Raw genomic sequence first — 17,876 nt, 5'->3', positions numbered from 1 at the left:
ACTGACATGGCGCGCATCAATCTCGACCATATCCGCCACGCCTACACCCCGGCTGCCCGGGCTGCCGGCGACTATGCCCTGAAGGAAGTTCATCACGAGTGGGATGACGGCGGCGCCTATGCGCTTCTCGGCCCCTCCGGTTGTGGCAAGACGACCCTTTTGAACATCATCTCAGGCCTGTTGCATCCCTCGGATGGCCGCATTGAGTTCGACGGCGTCGACGTCACCAATCTGCCGACCCAGGCACGCAACATTGCCCAGGTCTTCCAGTTCCCGGTCGTCTACGACACCATGAGCGTCTTCGACAATCTGGCCTTCCCCTTGCGCAATCGCCATGTGCCAGAAGATCAGGTCAGTCGTCGAGTGAATGAGATCCTCGACATGATCGATCTCCAGCCCATGGCCCGCAAGCGGGCACAAGGGTTGACCGCCGACCAGAAGCAGAAGATCTCGCTCGGCCGCGGCCTTGTCCGCTCCGACGTGAACGCCATCCTCTTCGACGAACCGCTGACCGTCATCGACCCGCATATGAAATGGGTCCTGCGCTCGCAACTCAAGCGTCTGCACCGCCAGTCCGGCTTCACCATGGTCTATGTCACCCACGACCAGACCGAAGCGCTCACCTTCGCCGACAAGGTCGTCGTCATGTATGACGGCCAGATCGTCCAGATCGGCACGCCGGCCCAACTCTTCGAGCGCCCCAGCCACACCTTTGTCGGTTACTTCATCGGTTCCCCCGGCATGAATGTGATGCCGGCCAAGGTCAGCGGCGCAACGGCAACTGTCGGCGACCAGGCAATCGCGCTTCCCGGTGCGCCGAAGCTCGGCAACCAGGCGAAGATCGAACTCGGCATCCGCCCCGAATTCATCCGGCTTGGTCGCGAAGGCATGCCGGTCACGATCTCCAAGGTCGAGGATATCGGTCGCCAGAAGATCGTGCGCGCCCGCTTCTGCGACCAGCCGCTGTCGATCGTCGTCTCTGAAAATGCCGAGGTTCCTACCGATCCGAAAATCACGTTCGACCCCGCAGGTATCGGCATCTTCGCCGATTCCTGGCGCGTAGGTCTGGAGGGCTGACGATGGAAAAGACCTGGAACAACAGGGCCTGGTTCATGGTCATTCCGGTCCTGCTGCTGGTGGCCTTCTCGGCCGTCATCCCGCTGATGACCGTGGTGAACTATTCCGTCCAGGACACCTTCGGCAACAACGAGTTCTTCTGGGCCGGCACTGACTGGTTCACCGAGATCCTTTCCTCCGACCGATTCTGGAACGCGCTCGCCCGCAACCTGATTTTCTCGATGATCATCCTCGCGATCGAAGTGCCGCTCGGCATCCTGATCGCGCTCAACATGCCGAAGAAGGGGCTGGGCGTGCCGGTCTGCCTCGTCCTGATGGCCTTGCCGCTGCTCATCCCGTGGAACGTCGTCGGCACCATCTGGCAGGTCTTCGGGCGCGTTGACATCGGCCTTCTCGGCTACACGCTGAATGCCATGGGCATTGATTACAATCTGACCCAGGATCCGGTCGACGCCTGGATCACGGTGATCGCCATGGATGTCTGGCACTGGACCAGCCTCGTCGTGCTGCTCTGCTATGCAGGCCTCGTATCCATCCCGGATGCCTATTATCAGGCCGCCAAAATCGACGGCGCTTCGCGCTTCTCGGTCTTCCGCTATATCCAGCTGCCGAAGATGAAGCGCGTACTCCTGATCGCCGTGCTGCTCCGCTTTATGGACAGCTTCATGATCTACACCGAACCCTTCGTCGTCACCGGCGGTGGCCCCGGCAATTCCACCACCTTCCTGTCGATCGACCTCGTCAAGATGGCCGTCGGCCAGTTCGACCTCGGTCCGGCAGCCGCCATGTCCATCATCTATTTCTTGATCATCCTGCTGATGTCATGGGTCTTCTACACCGTGATGACCGTCAGCGACGCAAAGAGCCAGTAAGGAGGCGCACTCGATGAGCAGCTCCGACGATCGTTCGCGCTTCGGCTTCCTGATCCCGACGATTTACATCGTCTTCCTGATCCTGCCGATCTATTGGCTGGTCAACATGAGCTTCAAGACCAATTCGGAAATCACGGGCGCCTTGTCGCTCTGGCCCGTCAATCCGACGCTCGCCAACTATGCCGTGATTTTCACCGATCCGTCCTGGTACAAGGGCTATATCAACTCGATCATCTATGTCTGCCTGAACACGGTGATCTCGGTGGCGGCAGCGCTGCCTGCGGCTTATGCCTTCTCCCGCTACCGCTTCCTCGGCGACAAGCACCTGTTCTTCTGGCTTTTGACCAACCGCATGGCGCCGCCCGCCGTCTTTGCGCTGCCCTTCTTCCAGCTCTATTCCGCCTTCGGCCTCATCGACACGCATATCGCGGTGGCGCTTGCACACTGCCTGTTCAATGTGCCGCTCGCGGTCTGGATCCTCGAAGGCTTCATGTCCGGCGTGCCGAAGGAAATCGACGAAACCGCCTATATCGACGGTTATTCTTTCCCGCGCTTCTTCGTGAAGATCTACATACCCTTGATCGCCTCGGGTATCGGTGTCGCCGCCTTCTTCTGCTTCATGTTCTCCTGGGTCGAGCTCCTGATTGCCCGGACCCTCACCACCACCGATGCCAAGCCGATTGCCGCCATCATGACCCGCACGGTCTCGGCCTCGGGCATGGACTGGGGTGTGCTGGCAGCCGCCGGCGTGCTCACCATCATCCCGGGGGCGCTCGTGATTTATTTCGTCCGCAACTACATCGCCAAGGGCTTTGCCCTGGGCCGCGTCTGAGGAGGCGTCGATGAACTTCACATGGATGGCCTGGACGCTTCCGACGGCGCTCTTCTTCATCGCGATCCTGACGCTCATCGTGTCGATGGCGATCTGGGAATACGTCTCGCCCGGCGGCAATCCGCGGGTCGGGGTGCTGCGCTTCGAAACCACGCGCGGCGACCGGCTCTTCGTCTCGCTGCTCGGATCAGCCTTCATTCATCTCGCTTGGCTCGGCCTTGTTGGGCCGAACCTGTGGTGGGCTCTCGCTCTCTCCGTGGTCTACGCCATCGGCGTATTTCGCTACGTATAGAGCAAGACAACGGCGGATGGCGGCGGGAGGCTGCCATCCAGACGACTGGTGAATCTGCAATCGCAACCTTAGGGAGGATACTATGCGAAAGCACCTTTTAACGACGACGGCGACGATGCTTCTCGCCATGACCGGCGTTGCATTCGCCGACATGGAAGCGGCGAAGAAATTCCTGGACACGGAGATCGGCGATCTATCGACGCTCGACCGTGCGGCTCAGGAAGCCGAACTGCAGTGGTTCGTCGATGCGGCAAAGCCCTTTGCCGGCATGGAAATCAAGGTGGTCTCTGAGACCATCGCCACCCACGAATATGAATCCAAGGTCCTGGCACCTGCCTTCACGGCCATCACTGGCATCAAGATCACGCATGACCTGATCGGCGAAGGCGACGTCGTCGAAAAGCTGCAAACCCAGATGCAGTCGGGCGAGAACATCTATGACGCCTATGTCAACGACTCGGACCTGATCGGCACCCACTGGCGCTATCAGCAGGCCCGCTCGCTGACCAAGTGGATGGCCAATGAAGGCAAGGACGTCACCAATCCCGGTCTCGACCTCGACGACTTCATCGGCACCAAGTTCACCACCGCTCCGGATGGCGACCTCTACCAGCTCCCCGACCAGCAGTTCGCCAACCTCTACTGGTTCCGCTACGACTGGTTCAACGACGAGAAGAACAAGACCGACTTTAAGGCGAAGTACGGCTACGACCTCGGCGTTCCCGTCAACTGGTCTGCTTACGAAGACATCGCCGAGTTCTTCACCGGTCGCGAAATCGACGGCAAGAAGGTCTTCGGCCATATGGACTACGGCAAGAAGGACCCGTCGCTTGGCTGGCGCTTCACCGATGCCTGGCTCTCCATGGCCGGCAACGGCGACAAGGGCCTGCCGAACGGTCTGCCCGTCGACGAATGGGGCATCAAGGTCAACGAAAAGTCCCAGCCGGTCGGCTCTTGCGTCGCCCGTGGTGGAGACACCAATGGCCCGGCCTCGGTCTACGCCATTCAGAAGTATCTCGACTGGTTGAAGGCCTATGCACCGCCGGAAGCCCAGGGCATGACCTTTGGTGAAGCTGGTCCGGTGCCGGCCCAGGGCAACGTCGCCCAGCAGATGTTCACCTACACTGCCTTCACGGCCGACTTCGTCAAGGAAGGCCTCGCCGTCGTCAACGCCGACGGCACGCCGAAGTGGCGCTTCGCGCCGAGCCCGCATGGCGTCTACTGGAAAGACGGCATGAAGCTCGGTTATCAGGACGTCGGCTCCTGGACACTGATGAAGTCGACCCCCGATGACCGCGCCAAGGCCGCATGGCTCTATGCGCAGTTCGTCACCTCAAAGACCGTGGACGTGAAGAAGAGCCAGGTTGGCCTGACGCTCATCCGCGAATCGACGATCCAGCACAAGTCGTTCACCGACCGTGCGCCGAAGCTCGGTGGTCTGATCGAGTTCTACCGTTCGCCGGCCCGCGTCCAGTGGTCGCCGACCGGCACGAACATCCCGGACTATCCGAAGCTGGCACAGCTGTGGTGGCAGGCGATCGGCGATGCATCCTCGGGTGCAAAGACCGCGCAGGAAGCCATGGACTCGCTTTGCGCCGAGCAGGAAAAGGTCCTGCAGCGTCTTGAGCGTGCAGGCGTTCAGGGTGACATCGGTCCGGCACTTGCCGAGGAAAAGACCCTCGAAGAGTGGAATGCCGACGCTGTCGCCAAGGGCAACCTGGCACCGCAGCTGAAGATCGCCGAGGAAAAAGAAAAGCCGATCACCGTCAACTACGACGAACTGGTCAAGAGCTGGCAGAAGTAAGCGAGCCCGCTCTGTTGAATTGACAACTGCCGGGGCGGGATCTACGCCCCGGCTTCTTCTATAAGGGAGTTTCAGACGAATGAGCGGCTACATTCTGGCCATCGACCAGGGCACCACCTCCACCCGGACGATGATCTTCGATCACGAGATGCATATCGTGGGCGTCGCACAGCAGGAGTTCACCCAGCATTTCCCCGATTCCGGCTGGGTCGAGCATGATGCTGATGAGATCTGGCAAAGTGTTCTCTCGACCATCGAAAAAGCGCTCGCCGCTGCCAGGATTGCCATCACAGACATCACTGCCATTGGCATTACCAATCAGCGTGAAACTGTCGCGGTCTGGGATAGAGCCACAGGAACTCCGGTTCATCGCGCCATTGTCTGGCAGGATCGCCGCACCGCACGCTTCTGCGATGAGCTTAAGCACAAAGGGCTAGAGCCGCTCTTCACGCAGAAGACAGGGCTGCTGCTCGATCCGTATTTTTCCGGGACCAAGCTGTCCTGGCTGCTAAAGAATATTGATGGCCTGAAGTCGCGAGCCGAGCAGGGTGAGATCTGCTTCGGAACAATAGATAGCTGGCTAATTTTCAAATTGACCGGCGGCAAGGTCCATGCCACCGACGCGACCAATGCCTCGCGCACTTTGATCTATGACATCGGCGAAAACCGCTTCGACGACGAGCTTCTATCTATTCTCGACATTCCGCGCGCCATGTTGCCGGAGGTCAAGAACTGCGCCGACGACTTCGGCATCACCGATGCCGCAGTTCTTGGAGCTGCAATCCCGATCCTCGGCGTCGCCGGTGACCAGCAGGCCGCCGTTATCGGCAATGCCTGCTTCGAACCGGGCATGATGAAATCCACCTATGGCACCGGCTGCTTCGCCTTGCTCAATACCGGCACGGACCGTGTTACCTCATCGAACCGGTTGCTCACCACCATCGCTTATCGCCTGAATGGCGAGACGACCTATGCCCTCGAAGGCTCGATCTTCATTGCCGGCGCCGCGGTCCAATGGCTGCGCGACCAAATGGGCTTCGTCAAGGTCGCCTCGGAGACGGACGCGCTGGCCAGTAAGGCTGATCCGCTTCAGCGCGTCTATCTGGTCCCGGCTTTCACCGGGCTTGGCGCGCCCCATTGGGATGCCGATGCTCGGGGCGCGATCTTCGGACTGACGCGTGGCACGGGTCCGGCCGAATTCGCTCGTGCTGTGCTCGAAAGCGTCGCCTACCAAACCCATGATCTCCTGGAGGCAATGAAGAAGGATTGGAATGGCAGTGCGTCAAAGACGGTGCTGCGCGTCGATGGCGGCATGGTCGCCTCCGACTGGACGATGCAGCGCCTCGCCGACATCCTGGCTGCCCCCGTCGATCGTCCTGTCGTGCTGGAAACCACAGTCCTCGGTGCCGCCTGGCTCGCGGGCTCCCGCGCCGGCCTTTGGCCCGACCAGAAGGGCTTTGCCGCGACCTGGAAGCGCGATCGCCGCTTCGAGCCGGGCATGGACGTCAGCGAACGGGAGGCCGCGATCGCTGGCTGGCAGGACAGCGTCTCACGCTGCCTGACCAACCGCTGACGTTACTTGTCGATCAGCGAGACCAGCGTCTCAAGCCGGTCTGCGTCCTTCGGCACTTTGTCCTGACGAAGTCGGGCGATGCGAGGAAAGCGCATCGCCACCCCTGACTTATGCCGGGTCGAACGTGCCAGTCCTTCAAAGGCCACTTCTACAACAAAGCCATACTCCGGCTCCGCCCGGAGCGCTCGAACTGGACCAAATCGGTCAGTGGTGTTGTTGCGAACGAAGCGGTCGAGCACTTCCAGTTCCTCGTCGGTGAAGCCGAAGTAGGCCTTGCCAACGGGGACCAGAACATCCCCTTCGCCGGGAATTGCCGTCCAGACCCCGAAGGTGAAATCCGAATAGTAGCTGGAGCGCTTGCCGTGACCGCGCTGCGCATACATCAGCACGGCATCGGCATTCATCGGATCCCGCTTCCACTTGAACCACGGACCCTTCGCACGTCCCGCCTGATAATTGCTGTCCAGCCGCTTCAGCATCACACCTTCGATAACGGGATCTGGTGGGGCTGCGCGCAACTGTTCCAGTTCCTCCCAGGTCGAGAAGGAAACGAGCGGCGACAGGTCAAAGCGACGCGGCTCCTGCCGCTCGACCAGTGCGCTAAGCCGATCGCGGCGCGTGAGGAAGATCTCCGGTCGAACGTCTGCGTCACCGTCGAACAGGATGTCATAAGCGCGGATGAAGACCGGATAGTCCTCCAGCATCTTAGTCGTCACCGTCTTGCGATTGAGCCGCTGCTGCAGGTCCGAAAAGGTTCGCGTCGGTGCATTGGTGCGGGATGTGCCGCCGACGAGAAGTTCCCCATCGATCACGCCCTCAAACCGTGCTGCCTCGACAATATCCGGAAAGGCAGCAGAGATATCGTCGCCGGAGCGCGAATAGAGCCGGTTGCGACCGCCAGAACAGGATAGCTGCACCCGGATGCCATCCCATTTCCATTCAGCAGCGAAATCCTTCGGATCGAGATTGGGAAGATCTTTATCTTCGATCGGTGTCGAGAGCATCACCGAATGGAAGATCGCCGGCGTCGACAAGACAGGTTTCTCGACGCGATTTTCCAGCCAGGCGAAGAGCTCGGTATAAGGCGGCTTCAGCCCATGCCACAGGCTCTCGATGTCAACGACATCCTTGTCGCCATAGAGCGCCAGCGCCTGTTTGGTGAGGCGCGCCGAGACGCCAATCCGAAGGCCTCCAGTCACGAGCTTGATTAGCGCGAACCGTTCTGACGTATCGAGCCTGTCAAAGAGGTCGCGCATGACTGAGCGCGTCTCGTTGCGCCCCAGACGCTGCAGGCGCTCGACGATCTTTGATAGATTTTCGAGATCTTCCTCGCCTGCGGCCTCCAGCGCCTGCGGCTCCCAGACGAGCGAGATGGTCTCGGCAAGGTCACCGACATAATCATAGGAATACTGGAACAGGATTGGGTCCATCCGCTCCAGCACCAATTCCTTCAGTAGCGCCGGCTTCACGCCCTTAATGTCGAGACCGTCGCTGAGCGCGGCCAGTGCATAGCCACGATCAGGATCACGGGTCTCACGGAAATAGTCCACCAGCAGCGTCAGCTTGCCGTTGCGGCTTGGTGTCAGCACGAGGCGGTCGAGGAGGCGGGCAAAGGCCTTCATCTCAGTCTGCCTCGTCTTCGTAACCGACGAGATGTAGCGGCCGTGCCTTGATGCCCTCAAGTTCGCACCAGCGCACCAGCGCTTCCTCCCGCCCATGGGTGACCCAAACCTCCTGCGGACCGACTTCGCGGATCGTGTCCAACAGTTCCGGCCAGTCGCAGTGATCGGAAATCACCAGTGGCAGCTCGACACCGCGCTGCTTGGCTCTCTGCCGCACCATCATCCAGCCGGAGGCGAAGATTGCGAGCGGATCGTCGAAACGCCGCGCCCAGCGGTCGTTGAAGGCCGAAGGCGGACCGATCACCACGGCGCCCTTGAGATGACCCGACTTCTTGTCTTCCGTCGTCGCAGGCCTCAGCTCTCCAAGCTCTACACCCTGCTCGGTGTAGTAGTCGCAAAGCTTTGCCATCGAGCCGTGGATATAGATCGGCTTTTCGTAGCCGCCGCGGCGGATCAGCGAGATCACCCGCTGCGCCTTTCCCAGCGCATAGGCCCCGATCAGATGACTGCGCTCTGGAAACTGTTGCAGCGAGGTCAGCAGCTTCTGGATCTCCAGTTTCGGCTCCGGATGGTGAAAAACGGGAAGACCGAAGGTCGCCTCGGTGATGAAGACATCGCAGGGCACCGGTTCAAAGCTCGCGCAGGTCGGATCAGCCCCGCGTTTGTAGTCGCCGGAATTCACAATCCGGGTTCCCTGCGCCTCGATCTCGATTTGTGCCGAACCCAGAACATGGCCCGCTGGATGAAAGCGCACCGCCACGCCGTTGACGGAGATGGTCTCCCCGAAAGCGGCACGCTGTGAGGTGCCACAGAAATCCGCTCCATAGCGGATCGCCATAATGTCGAGCGTTTGTTGGGTGGCGAGCACATGTGCGTGGCCGGCGCGGGCGTGGTCGGAGTGCCCATGGGTGATGAGTGCCCGTTCAACGGGACGGACCGGATCGACATAAAAATCACCCAGCGGGCAATAAAGCCCGCTGGGTGTCGGATGGAGAAGGTGGTCCGGCTTTATCATATGAAAGAGATAGGGCAGCCAAAGCCAGCCTGCCAGCGCTTAAGAGGCAAAGCGCGAGACAACCCAATACCCAGCCGCAGATGCCGTGGCGGAGAGAAAGGCACCCCAGGCCATGTCAACAATGCTGACCGAGAGCGACCAACCCTTGAGGGTCGCCAGATTTGTCATGTCATATGTGCCATAGGCGAGGAGGCCAAGCAGCGCACCATTGACCACAGCAGTGACAATGCTCTGAGCTGTTACGGCGGGCAGGACAGCAAAGTAGACAAGCCCTACAACGTAGAACAGGTAGAAAATGCCGGCAGCTGCGAAGTTGGGCGTCGCCAATAGCAAATCACCGATGTTCTGTCGGTAGAATCCAATGGCGAGGCGCGTGAGCCAGATATAGTCGAGTGCAAAGAAAACGGCAGCCGTAGAGGCATAGGCGATCACATAAGTCATGCCGTCTCTCCGTTATATTTACCGCTGCGATGCGGCATTATATGCCAAGCACTGGCTGCACCAGGCGCACCAGTAGGCTTTTGAACTTCAGCGGGGCATCCGTCACGGCGAGGCAGATGCAGTCCTCGTCCGGTGTCGCCACCGGCTGATGTGTCAGCGTTTCGTCGGCTTCCTCGATGTCTCCACGACGGAATACCGTTGCACCATCGCTGAAGGCACCCTTGAGGACTACAGTCAACTCACGTCCACCATGTGAGTGCTCAGGCACGGGTTTCCCAGCGGGAATCTTCAGCAGCCTGACCTGGCTATCCTTATCAGCCGTTTCGACCGGAATATGATATGCGCCCCGTCCCAGTGCGCGCCATTTCAGCTTGTCGACATCACCGCCTAGATAAGAACGAAGGGGTTCAGGCAACACGGGTGAGGCCGCCGCAGGGGACGCCACAACTGTCTGAGAAGGCACCGATGCCGGGTTTGACAGACGAGCCTTCATCTGGGCCCAACTCTCGTCGGTAGACACTTCTTTAGACGCAGGCTCCGCCTCGCATGCCTCCAGGAAGCCGCCGCCCATATGCTCCATCAGCTTGAGCCTGCCGCGCGATGCTGGACTCAGGGCGAGATGCGTGGCAACAGCAATGCTCCATCCTTCAGACAGGTTGCCCGACGCATAGTCGAGCAACAGTTCGTCGCTGATATGGTGGTTTACTTGGATCATCATGCCCGCTCCTCCAGGGCTGCGCGGAGTTTGGCGAAGGCCAGGCGAATGCGGGATTTCACAGTTCCCATGGGCAGGCCAAGTTCATCCGCGATCGCACTGTGCGAGACTTCCTTGTAGAATGACATCTTCAACAGTTCATATTGCTCCGGTGGGAGGGTTTCCATCGCACGCCGCAGCCGGTCAGCCTCTTGGCGTTCTTCATATTCGACATCGGCGGGCATCACGTCGTCTGGCACGAAAGCCGGGTCAGTTGGATCAAAAGTCGGCCTCTTTTCCCGCCGGAACGCGTCAATCCTGAGATTTCTGGCAATTGTAAAGATCCAACTTGAGACGTTTCCTCGCGCTGGATCGAACTGCTCAGCCTTGTTCCACACCGCCAACATCGTTTCCTGCATCAACTCTTCGGCAGCCTGCCCATCCCGAGCAAGCTTCGCCATGTAGGCGCGGACCTTCGGGCTATAGTGCTTGAAAATGGTCTCGAACGCCTGAACGTCCCGTTCCTGACCGACAGATGCGAGGAGCTTCGAAAAATTCACCTGCTCGGATTCGTCGATCCTTATTGTCTTCAAGACGCTTTTCTTCCTTCTTTGGCGACTCGCGGTCACATCTGTCGGAGCCCTGGGCCGGACATCATTGTGGCACGCCTCTGCCGAGATGGAAATTGCATCAAACATGCAAAGCTCTACGTCGGCTCACTTAAGCCAGATCACCGTCAGCGAAAAATTCCTGGGATTCCGATCCACTCGCGATGGGACTTCGTAGAGAGCTATGAGATTGTCTGAAACATTGCTTTATGAAGGACTTGAGATGGACGCCGGCGTATCAAAGACAGCATCTGGTTCAAGTCCGAGAATTGCGGTTGTAGGATCAGGCATTTCTGGTTTGTCCTCGGCTTGGCTGCTCTCCAAGAGTGCGCAGGTCGTGCTTTACGAAACCGAAGGCCGTCCAGGGGGGCATTCGAACACGGTTCGTGTCGATGCTGGCCCGAAGGGTCTGCCAGTCGATACCGGCTTCATCGTCTACAATGACCGGAATTATCCAAACCTGGTCAAGCTTTTCGAACACCTTAATGTCCCAACGCTTCCGTCCAGCATGTCATTTGCTGCTTCTTTGGAACGTGGACGCTTCGAGTATTCGGGATCAGGCTTGTCTGGTTTGCTCGGGCAAAGATCCAATCTTTTGCGTCCGCGCTTCTGGAAAATGATCCGCGACATTCTCCGCTTTTATAAGGAGGCTCCGACGCTTCTTGATCGCGTCGATCTGGAGGCTGTCTCCCTCGGTGATTATTTGGATAGAGCTAGGTATGCGCCATCCTTCATTGAGGATCATCTTCTCCCAATGGGAGCCGCGATCTGGTCCACAACGGCCAGGGAAATGCGCCTCTATCCTTTGCACGCCTTTATCCGTTTCTTCGCCAATCATGGGCTCTTGTCTCTGAAGGACAGGCCGCAATGGCGAACGGTCAAGGGTGGTAGCCGGGAATATGTGGCGCGCATACTGGCCGATTTTTCGGGCGAGGTCCGTCTCTCGACGGCAGTTTCACGGATTCGTCGGAGTGGTGCGGGTGTCGAAATTCTCGACGTCCATGGTGGGGTCGATCGCTTCGATCATGTGGTTCTTGCCACTCATGCGACCCAAAGCCTTGACATGCTTGAAGATGCCGATGAGCGCGAACGGACGCTGCTGGGTACATTTCAGTACACACCAAATGTCGCAGTGCTGCATAGCGATGAAAACCTGATGCCAAAGCGGAAGGCGGTCTGGTCAAGTTGGAATTATGTGGCCGACGAAACGGACCAGGGAACAGAAACACTCTGCGTGACCTACTGGATGAACCTGCTGCAATCGCTTGAGACGGACCGCCCCGTTTTCGTCACGCTCAATCCTTGCAGGCCAGTCGATCCAGCGAAGGTGTTCGGAACCTTCCAGTATGAACATCCCCTTTTCGACACAGGGGCGATCATGGCCCAGAAGAAACTCTGGAGCCTTCAGGGCCAGCGTAATACCTGGTTCTGCGGTGCCTACTTCGGAAGTGGCTTCCATGAGGATGGCCTTCAATCGGGACTGGCCGTCGCGGAGGCCCTCGGAGGTGTGCGACGTCCCTGGAACGTTGAAAATGAATCAGGCCGCATTGTCGTTGAGCGCCAGCTCGAGGCGGCCGAATGAGCATATCGTCAGCAATCTATGCTGGTCAGGTTCTGCATGTCAGAAAACGACCCAAGCAGCATAAGCTCAGCTACAGCGTCTTCTCGCTGTTGATCGACTTGGATGAACTGGATCAACTCGATCGCTCGCTTCGCCTGTTCGGACATAATCGCCGGGCTGTCTATTCGGTGCATGATGCTGATCATGGCGATGGCGTTCCCGGTGAGCTGCGCGCCTGGATTGGCGCGCGCCTGCAGGAGGCGGGCATAAATCCCGCGGGCATGACCATTCGCATGCTCTGCTATCCAAGGATTTTCGGATATGTTTTCAATCCTCTGACGGTCTACTTCTGCCAGACTTCCGAGGGGGAAATGAAAGCGATGCTCTACGAAGTCAGCAATACTTTCCACGAGCGCCACACCTACGTCATTCCGGTCGATAGCGACGAGCCTGTGCTGCGCCATCAATGCGCGAAGGAAATGTATGTGTCGCCGTTCATACCGATGAACTGCCGCTATGATTTCCGGATCAAGCCGCCGGCTGAAGCAATCGATATCCATATCGGGGAATCCGACGAGGCGGGCCCGCTTCTCTTTGCCCGCTTTTCCGGCAACCGCATCGCATTGTCCGACCGGAGCCTGTTCTGGATGCTTGTGACCTACCCACTGATGACCCTCAAGGTAACTGCTGGAATTCACTGGGAAGCCTTCAAGCTCTGGGGCAAAGGCGTGCCGCTGCATCGTCACAAGCCTGCCAGTGAGCCAATTGCGTCCACGATTGTCATGCAGAACGGAATGAGCAAGCCATGAGTCATGCAGAACGTGAAATTGCCGCTGCCCAGATCGGGCGCCCCCTCTGGCAGCGCGTGCTGTGCGCCTGGGCGGATCGGATCGCCATAGGGCGCCTGACGCTGCGGTTCGAAGGGCATGCTGATCACGACGCCACGGGCAAACGGCCGGGGCCTCATGCCATCCTGCAGGTGCGCAGTGCAAAGGCCATGTTTCGCATTCTGACCGGCGGGACACTTGGATTTGCGCAGGCTTACATTGATGAAGAGCTAGAGACGCCCAATCTTGGCGATCTCCTGGAACTGGCGGTGATGAATGAAGCGCATCTGGGCAGTGTCCTGAAGTCCTCGGCGATCTTCGGGCGCCTGGCACGGCTCCGGCATCTGTTACGCCGAAACTCGAAGAAAGGCAGCCGCCGGAATATTGCCTTCCACTATGACCTGGGCAATGAATTCTACCGTCTCTGGCTCGACAGGACGATGACCTATTCATCGGCTCTGTATACCTCACCGGGAATGTCGCTTGCCGAAGCACAGGAGGCCAAATACGCACGCATCCTGCGCGAACTGTCGATCGGTCCCGGCCACCATGTGCTGGAAGTGGGCTGCGGCTGGGGTGGCTTTGCGGAATATGCAATTAGGACGACCGGTTGCCGGGTGACAGGTCTGACGCTCTCGACCGAACAGGCGCAATTCGCCCGGGAACGCCTGGCGCGCGCTGGTCTCGCCGATCGTGCAGACATCCGGCTCGAGGACTACCGTGATTGTCATGGCCAGTTTGACAAGATCGTGTCGATCGAAATGTTTGAGGCGGTCGGCGAAGAGAATTGGCCGACCTATTTCGACACCCTGCGGTCACGTTTGGTCACAGGTGGTGCGGCGCTTGTTCAAACGATCACCATCGACGAACAAAGGTTTGAGCACTACCGCCGGAGTGCCGACTTCATCCAGACCTACATTTTCCCTGGCGGCATGCTGCCGTCTGTCGAGGTCTTCGGAAAGCAAGCGGTCAGCTCAGGTCTTGCCGTGACGGACGCTTTCCGTTTTGGCGCGGACTATGATCGGACGCTGGTTGAATGGGACGGCGCCTTCATGGCGAACTGGCAGAAGATCGAGCCACAGGGCTTTGATCGCCGCTTCTACCGCATGTGGCGCCTGTATCTGCAATATTGCGCCGTCGGCTTCCGCCACGGCCGCATCGACGTGGTCCAGTTCAAGCTCGAAAATCCGGCTTGAACTGGTACGCCTTCACCTGAGCATCCGACGCGTGAGCGCGAATCGTAACGCGTGCGGCAACGCGTGGAGAAAGCGGACAGCCAAAGCCATCTTCCACGGAAAGATGATCTCGAACCGACCGCTGCCGAGACCTGCAACGATGATTTCTGCCGCTTCCTCGGCCGAAATCAGGAAAGGCATCGGGAAATCGTTCTTCTTCGTCAGCGGAGTATCGATAAAGCCAGGGTTGATGATCGTGATCTTCACGCCGTGCTGGTCAAGTTCCGGATAGAGCGATTCGCACAATGCGTTGAGTGCAGCCTTCGTGGCACCGTAACTCGCAGCACCTGGCAGCCCAACATAGCCGGAGACCGACGCAATGACGGCGATGTGGCCGGCTTTGCGGGCAATCATTGATGGCATGATGGTCTCAAGGCAGGATGCCGTGCCAATCACGTTCAGGTCGAACATCTGCTTTGTCCGCGCGGCACTGAAGTCGGATGCGTAATCTCGCGTGTATGAGCCTGCCGCGAAAACCGCGAGATCAATCTGTCCGAGCTGGGCCTCAATCTCTAAGCGAACACGATCGACAGACGGCGGATCGGTGACATCGAGCGGAAAGGCATGGATCTTACCGGGAAAAGACCCGGCGATCTCATCAAGGGCTTCCGCACTTCTTGCACTAATGGCGACCTTGTAGCCGCCGCGGGCGAGTCGTTCGGCAAGGGCCTTGCCAATCCCGGAACTTGCGCCGGTTATCCAGGCGATCTTCGTCATGAAATCCTCATCTGTTGTTTCATGACAGATACGTGTTTTTCGCTCGGGTGGTTCAACCCTTCCACGATGCGATCAGGGCGAGGCCGCGTTCCAAAAGGTCTCTCGCAGAATTCTGGTCCGCAGCTTCTACATAGCAGCGCATCTCCGGGGCATTGCCCGAAGGCCGCAAGTGGATCACGCGATCGTCCGTCAGTGTAAGTCGCAGACCATCAACTTCGTTGATGGAGCGCACATTCCCCAAAGGCGATAGAAAGTCATCAAGCGCCGCCCGCGACGTCGTGAGGGCCTGCATCAGCGCCTGACTACGTTCGGTTGGGTAATTCTCCAGCCGGTCACTAAGGGCGACCGGCAGCTTGAAGTCATCAACGAGTCGCGAGAGTGGCAAGCCTCGGTTCGCAGCCGTTCCGAGTGCTGCCAGCGCCGGCAGGAAACTGTCGCGTGTCGGCAGCGCCTTCAGGTTTTTTGTGCCAAGGGAAAAGTCTGTTCCCAGCATAAGGCCCCCATTGGCCTCGAAACCGAGCACCCGATCGCGTCCGGCGGCAATCGCTTCATTCATCGCGGCAATGACATAGGGCGAACCTACCCGTGTCCTGCTGATCTCGAAACGCTTGTCACGTTCCAGTCCGGAGTTTGAGGTCACAGGTGTCGCCACCACTCGCGCATCGAGGAAGCCCGCAGAAAGCAAGCCAAGGAAATCTCCGCGCAGGGGAAGGCCATGCTCGTCAGTCACCAATGGACGATCGCCATCTCCGTCTGTTGAGAGGATCGAGTCGAGGCCGAGTTCATCCGACCATCCTGCTAGAAGCCGGATCGTATCATCCGAGACCGCTTCGGTATCGACCGGAATGAATCGGTCGGAACGACCGAGAGGAAAGACGGTCGCGCCATAAGCCTCTAGCATGCTGACCAGCATGTCTCGTGCAACAGAGCTGTGTTGGTAAACGCCAATGCGCTTGCCGGCTAAAGCCTCCGGAGCAAGGACGCCTAAATTCCGCTTCAGGAAAAGTCCGGTTGCTTCTGTCTCTGCCTGCTCACCGCTGCCGGTTTCGACGAGATTGGCGCTAGCATCAGTGGCGAGCTCGCGTGCTAGCCTGGTAATGGCGTCTTCGTCTTGCTTGTCGATTTCGCCGTCAGGGCGATAGAATTTGATCCCGTTTCGATCAGCTGGAATATGCGAGCCCGTGATCATCAGGCCTGCTGCGCCAATAGACGTGCCATAAAGCGCGAGCGCGGGTGTCGGGATGGTGCCGCAATCCACCGGCTTGAATCCCATCCGTGCCACGGCTGCCATTACGGTGGAGGCAATCTCTGGGCTTGAAGGGCGGAAATCCTGACCGATTACGATCGGGGATCCGGAAGAAAGACCAAGATCAACAAGATGGCGGCAGAAGGCGGTTGCGTGGAGAGCCGATACCGAGCCAACCAGATCGACAGACAGGCCTCTAAGCCCACTTGTTCCGAATTTGACAGCCATCCGAACCCCTCCCTTTGCTGATTTCAACCGCGTGTACATTGGCAGTCTTGCTTTCTCAAGCAAGGAGCGCAACGGCATAACACCAGAATAGTTTCGTGGAGGCTGAAACGAAAAGAGCCTGGCGCGGGAGGAGGATGCGCCAGGCTCTTAAACTCGATCGGCAATTGGGAGGAGGAGGAGTATTGCCGATCCTCTCGAGCGACGCTGGGAGGAGGAGTGCGTCGCTTCGATGCTTTATTCTTAAGGCGAGTCGTATGGTATGCCAACTATCTTTGTTGCAACGCACCAGTGCGCGTAGTGCATAGCTGTGATTAGGGCAAACATCACTTATGTTCAATTATGCGATGATACGAGCATCATCGCCTTTGGTTCCCTCATTTTCGCGCGAAATCGAAAGCTACGTCTGATCATTTCGACACTGCCGACGGTTTAGAGTTCCCGCCATCATGCATTTTGAGCAATGCTCAACCAATGGTCGTCTTCTCCTTGGGTCCGATTGACTTGTGTCTTGTATCGATGGCGGGGACGGGCTCTTTGAGCTATAGGCTTCCAGCAATGACGAAGGACTGGAGACGGACATGCCTGCGACGATCCGCTATCACGAATGTGACATTTCTGCCGAAGATGCGGCGCGATACACGGATGCGATTGCAATCGACACAGAGACGCTCGGCCTGGTCCCGCGTCGAGATCGTCTATGCGTTGTCCAGCTGTCTCCAGGCGACGGGAGCGCCGATGTCATCCGGATTGCAGCCGGTCAGACGCAAGCGCCAAACCTCGTCGCCATGTTGGCTGATCCCATGCGTCAGAAGATCTTTCACTATGGTCGGTTTGACATTGCGGTGCTCTTTCACACCTTTGGTGTGACATCGGCTCCAGTCTTTTGCACCAAGATCGCATCCCGTCTGTCGCGGACCTATACAGATCGCCATGGGTTGAAAGATAATCTCAAGGAAATGCTCGAGGTAGACATTTCCAAGGCCCAGCAATCTTCGGATTGGGCAGCCGAAGTGCTTTCGCAAGCACAGATGGAATACGCAGCCTCTGATGTGCTCTATCTCCATGCGCTGCGGGACAAACTTCATGCCCGGCTGATCCGAGATGGTCGCCTTGAACATGCTGAGGCCTGCTTTCAATTCCTGCCGACAAGAGCGAAACTTGATCTGCTCGGCTGGAACGAGACAGATATTTTTGCACATAGTTGACGGGTTTAAGTTTTTCTTCAGGTTGCA

The 17,876-nt window shown here is 58.4% G+C and carries 17 protein-coding genes; 10 read left to right on the top strand and 7 right to left on the bottom strand.

What is annotated here, in order from left to right:
• Nucleotides 1-6 precede the first annotated feature (6 nt).
• The 6 genes from IP76_RS11155 to glpK all read left to right on the top strand — a co-directional run bounded on the left by IP76_RS11155 (nt 7) and on the right by glpK (nt 6,450).
• Nucleotides 7-1,077, top strand: coding sequence for an ABC transporter ATP-binding protein (locus IP76_RS11155; protein ID WP_054158288.1), 1,071 nt, complete (start codon nt 7-9; stop codon nt 1,075-1,077).
• Between the two features lie 2 nt (nt 1,078-1,079).
• A complete protein-coding gene (locus IP76_RS11150) occupies nt 1,080-1,949 on the top strand; it encodes a carbohydrate ABC transporter permease (protein ID WP_054158287.1) in 870 nt (289 codons plus the stop codon).
• A 13-nt stretch (nt 1,950-1,962) separates the two neighbouring features.
• The gene (locus IP76_RS11145) at nt 1,963-2,781 is read left to right on the top strand and encodes a carbohydrate ABC transporter permease (protein WP_054158286.1); all 819 of its coding nucleotides are present in this window, start codon (nt 1,963-1,965) and stop codon (nt 2,779-2,781) included.
• A 10-nt stretch (nt 2,782-2,791) separates the two neighbouring features.
• Nucleotides 2,792-3,073 (top strand): DUF2160 domain-containing protein, encoded by a 282-nt coding sequence (locus IP76_RS11140; protein ID WP_054158285.1) that lies wholly within the window; start codon nt 2,792-2,794, stop codon nt 3,071-3,073.
• 82 nt (nt 3,074-3,155) lie between these two features.
• Nucleotides 3,156-4,877: an ABC transporter substrate-binding protein gene (locus IP76_RS11135; RefSeq protein WP_054158284.1), complete on the top strand. Its 1,722-nt coding sequence runs from the start codon at nt 3,156-3,158 to the stop codon at nt 4,875-4,877.
• A 79-nt stretch (nt 4,878-4,956) separates the two neighbouring features.
• Nucleotides 4,957-6,450, top strand: a complete 1,494-nt coding sequence (gene glpK, locus IP76_RS11130) for a glycerol kinase GlpK (protein ID WP_054158283.1) — start codon at nt 4,957-4,959, stop codon at nt 6,448-6,450.
• Between the two features lie 2 nt (nt 6,451-6,452).
• On the opposite strand, the gene IP76_RS11125 is transcribed toward glpK, so the two are convergent.
• The 5 genes from IP76_RS11125 to IP76_RS11105 are packed head-to-tail and all read right to left on the bottom strand — an operon-like array spanning nt 6,453 to nt 10,815.
• On the bottom strand, nt 6,453-8,072 hold the full coding sequence (locus IP76_RS11125) for a cisplatin damage response ATP-dependent DNA ligase (protein WP_054158282.1): 1,620 nt from the start codon (nt 8,070-8,072) through the stop codon (nt 6,453-6,455).
• A gap of 1 nt (nt 8,073) precedes the next feature.
• Complete coding sequence (locus IP76_RS11120; protein WP_156318545.1) at nt 8,074-9,087, bottom strand: ligase-associated DNA damage response exonuclease; 1,014 nt, start codon at nt 9,085-9,087, stop codon at nt 8,074-8,076.
• 39 nt (nt 9,088-9,126) lie between these two features.
• Nucleotides 9,127-9,528 (bottom strand): DUF2177 family protein, encoded by a 402-nt coding sequence (locus IP76_RS11115; protein ID WP_054158281.1) that lies wholly within the window; start codon nt 9,526-9,528, stop codon nt 9,127-9,129.
• Nucleotides 9,529-9,565: 37 nt separating this feature from the next.
• Nucleotides 9,566-10,240: a ChrR family anti-sigma-E factor gene (locus IP76_RS11110; protein WP_054158330.1), complete on the bottom strand. Its 675-nt coding sequence runs from the start codon at nt 10,238-10,240 to the stop codon at nt 9,566-9,568.
• Between the two features lie 2 nt (nt 10,241-10,242).
• Nucleotides 10,243-10,815 (bottom strand): sigma-70 family RNA polymerase sigma factor, encoded by a 573-nt coding sequence (locus IP76_RS11105; RefSeq protein WP_245281440.1) that lies wholly within the window; start codon nt 10,813-10,815, stop codon nt 10,243-10,245.
• A gap of 238 nt (nt 10,816-11,053) precedes the next feature.
• On the opposite strand from IP76_RS11105, the gene IP76_RS11100 reads away from it, so the two are divergent.
• Genes IP76_RS11100 through IP76_RS11090 form a run of 3 tightly spaced genes read left to right on the top strand, consistent with a single transcriptional unit; the run spans nt 11,054 to nt 14,414 of the window.
• Entirely contained in the window at nt 11,054-12,412 is a 1,359-nt protein-coding gene (locus IP76_RS11100) for an NAD(P)/FAD-dependent oxidoreductase (RefSeq protein WP_054158280.1), read from the top strand.
• Nucleotides 12,409-13,200 (top strand): DUF1365 domain-containing protein, encoded by a 792-nt coding sequence (locus IP76_RS11095; protein ID WP_054158279.1) that lies wholly within the window; start codon nt 12,409-12,411, stop codon nt 13,198-13,200. Before IP76_RS11100 ends, IP76_RS11095 begins: the two co-directional genes overlap by 4 nt.
• Entirely contained in the window at nt 13,197-14,414 is a 1,218-nt protein-coding gene (locus IP76_RS11090) for a cyclopropane-fatty-acyl-phospholipid synthase family protein (RefSeq protein WP_054158278.1), read from the top strand. The genes IP76_RS11095 and IP76_RS11090 overlap by 4 nt, the downstream gene beginning before the upstream one ends.
• A 12-nt stretch (nt 14,415-14,426) precedes the next feature.
• On the opposite strand, the gene IP76_RS11085 is transcribed toward IP76_RS11090, so the two are convergent.
• Both IP76_RS11085 and IP76_RS11080 read right to left on the bottom strand, forming a co-directional pair.
• A complete protein-coding gene (locus tag IP76_RS11085) occupies nt 14,427-15,170 on the bottom strand; it encodes an SDR family oxidoreductase (protein WP_054158277.1) in 744 nt (247 codons plus the stop codon).
• Between the two features lie 52 nt (nt 15,171-15,222).
• Nucleotides 15,223-16,644, bottom strand: coding sequence for a phosphomannomutase (locus IP76_RS11080; RefSeq protein ID WP_054158276.1), 1,422 nt, complete (start codon nt 16,642-16,644; stop codon nt 15,223-15,225).
• Nucleotides 16,645-17,222: 578 nt separating this feature from the next.
• Between IP76_RS11080 and IP76_RS11075 the strand changes: the two genes are divergently transcribed.
• Nucleotides 17,223-17,849, top strand: coding sequence for a ribonuclease D (locus IP76_RS11075; protein WP_054158275.1), 627 nt, complete (start codon nt 17,223-17,225; stop codon nt 17,847-17,849).
• Nucleotides 17,850-17,876 lie beyond the last annotated feature (27 nt).

Origin of the sequence: Rhizobium sp. AAP43, assembly GCF_001296045.1 — a bacterium.
In the GTDB taxonomy this organism is placed as follows: Bacteria; Pseudomonadota; Alphaproteobacteria; order Rhizobiales; family Rhizobiaceae; genus Allorhizobium.
This window is presented reverse-complemented; position numbering and strand designations above follow the sequence as displayed.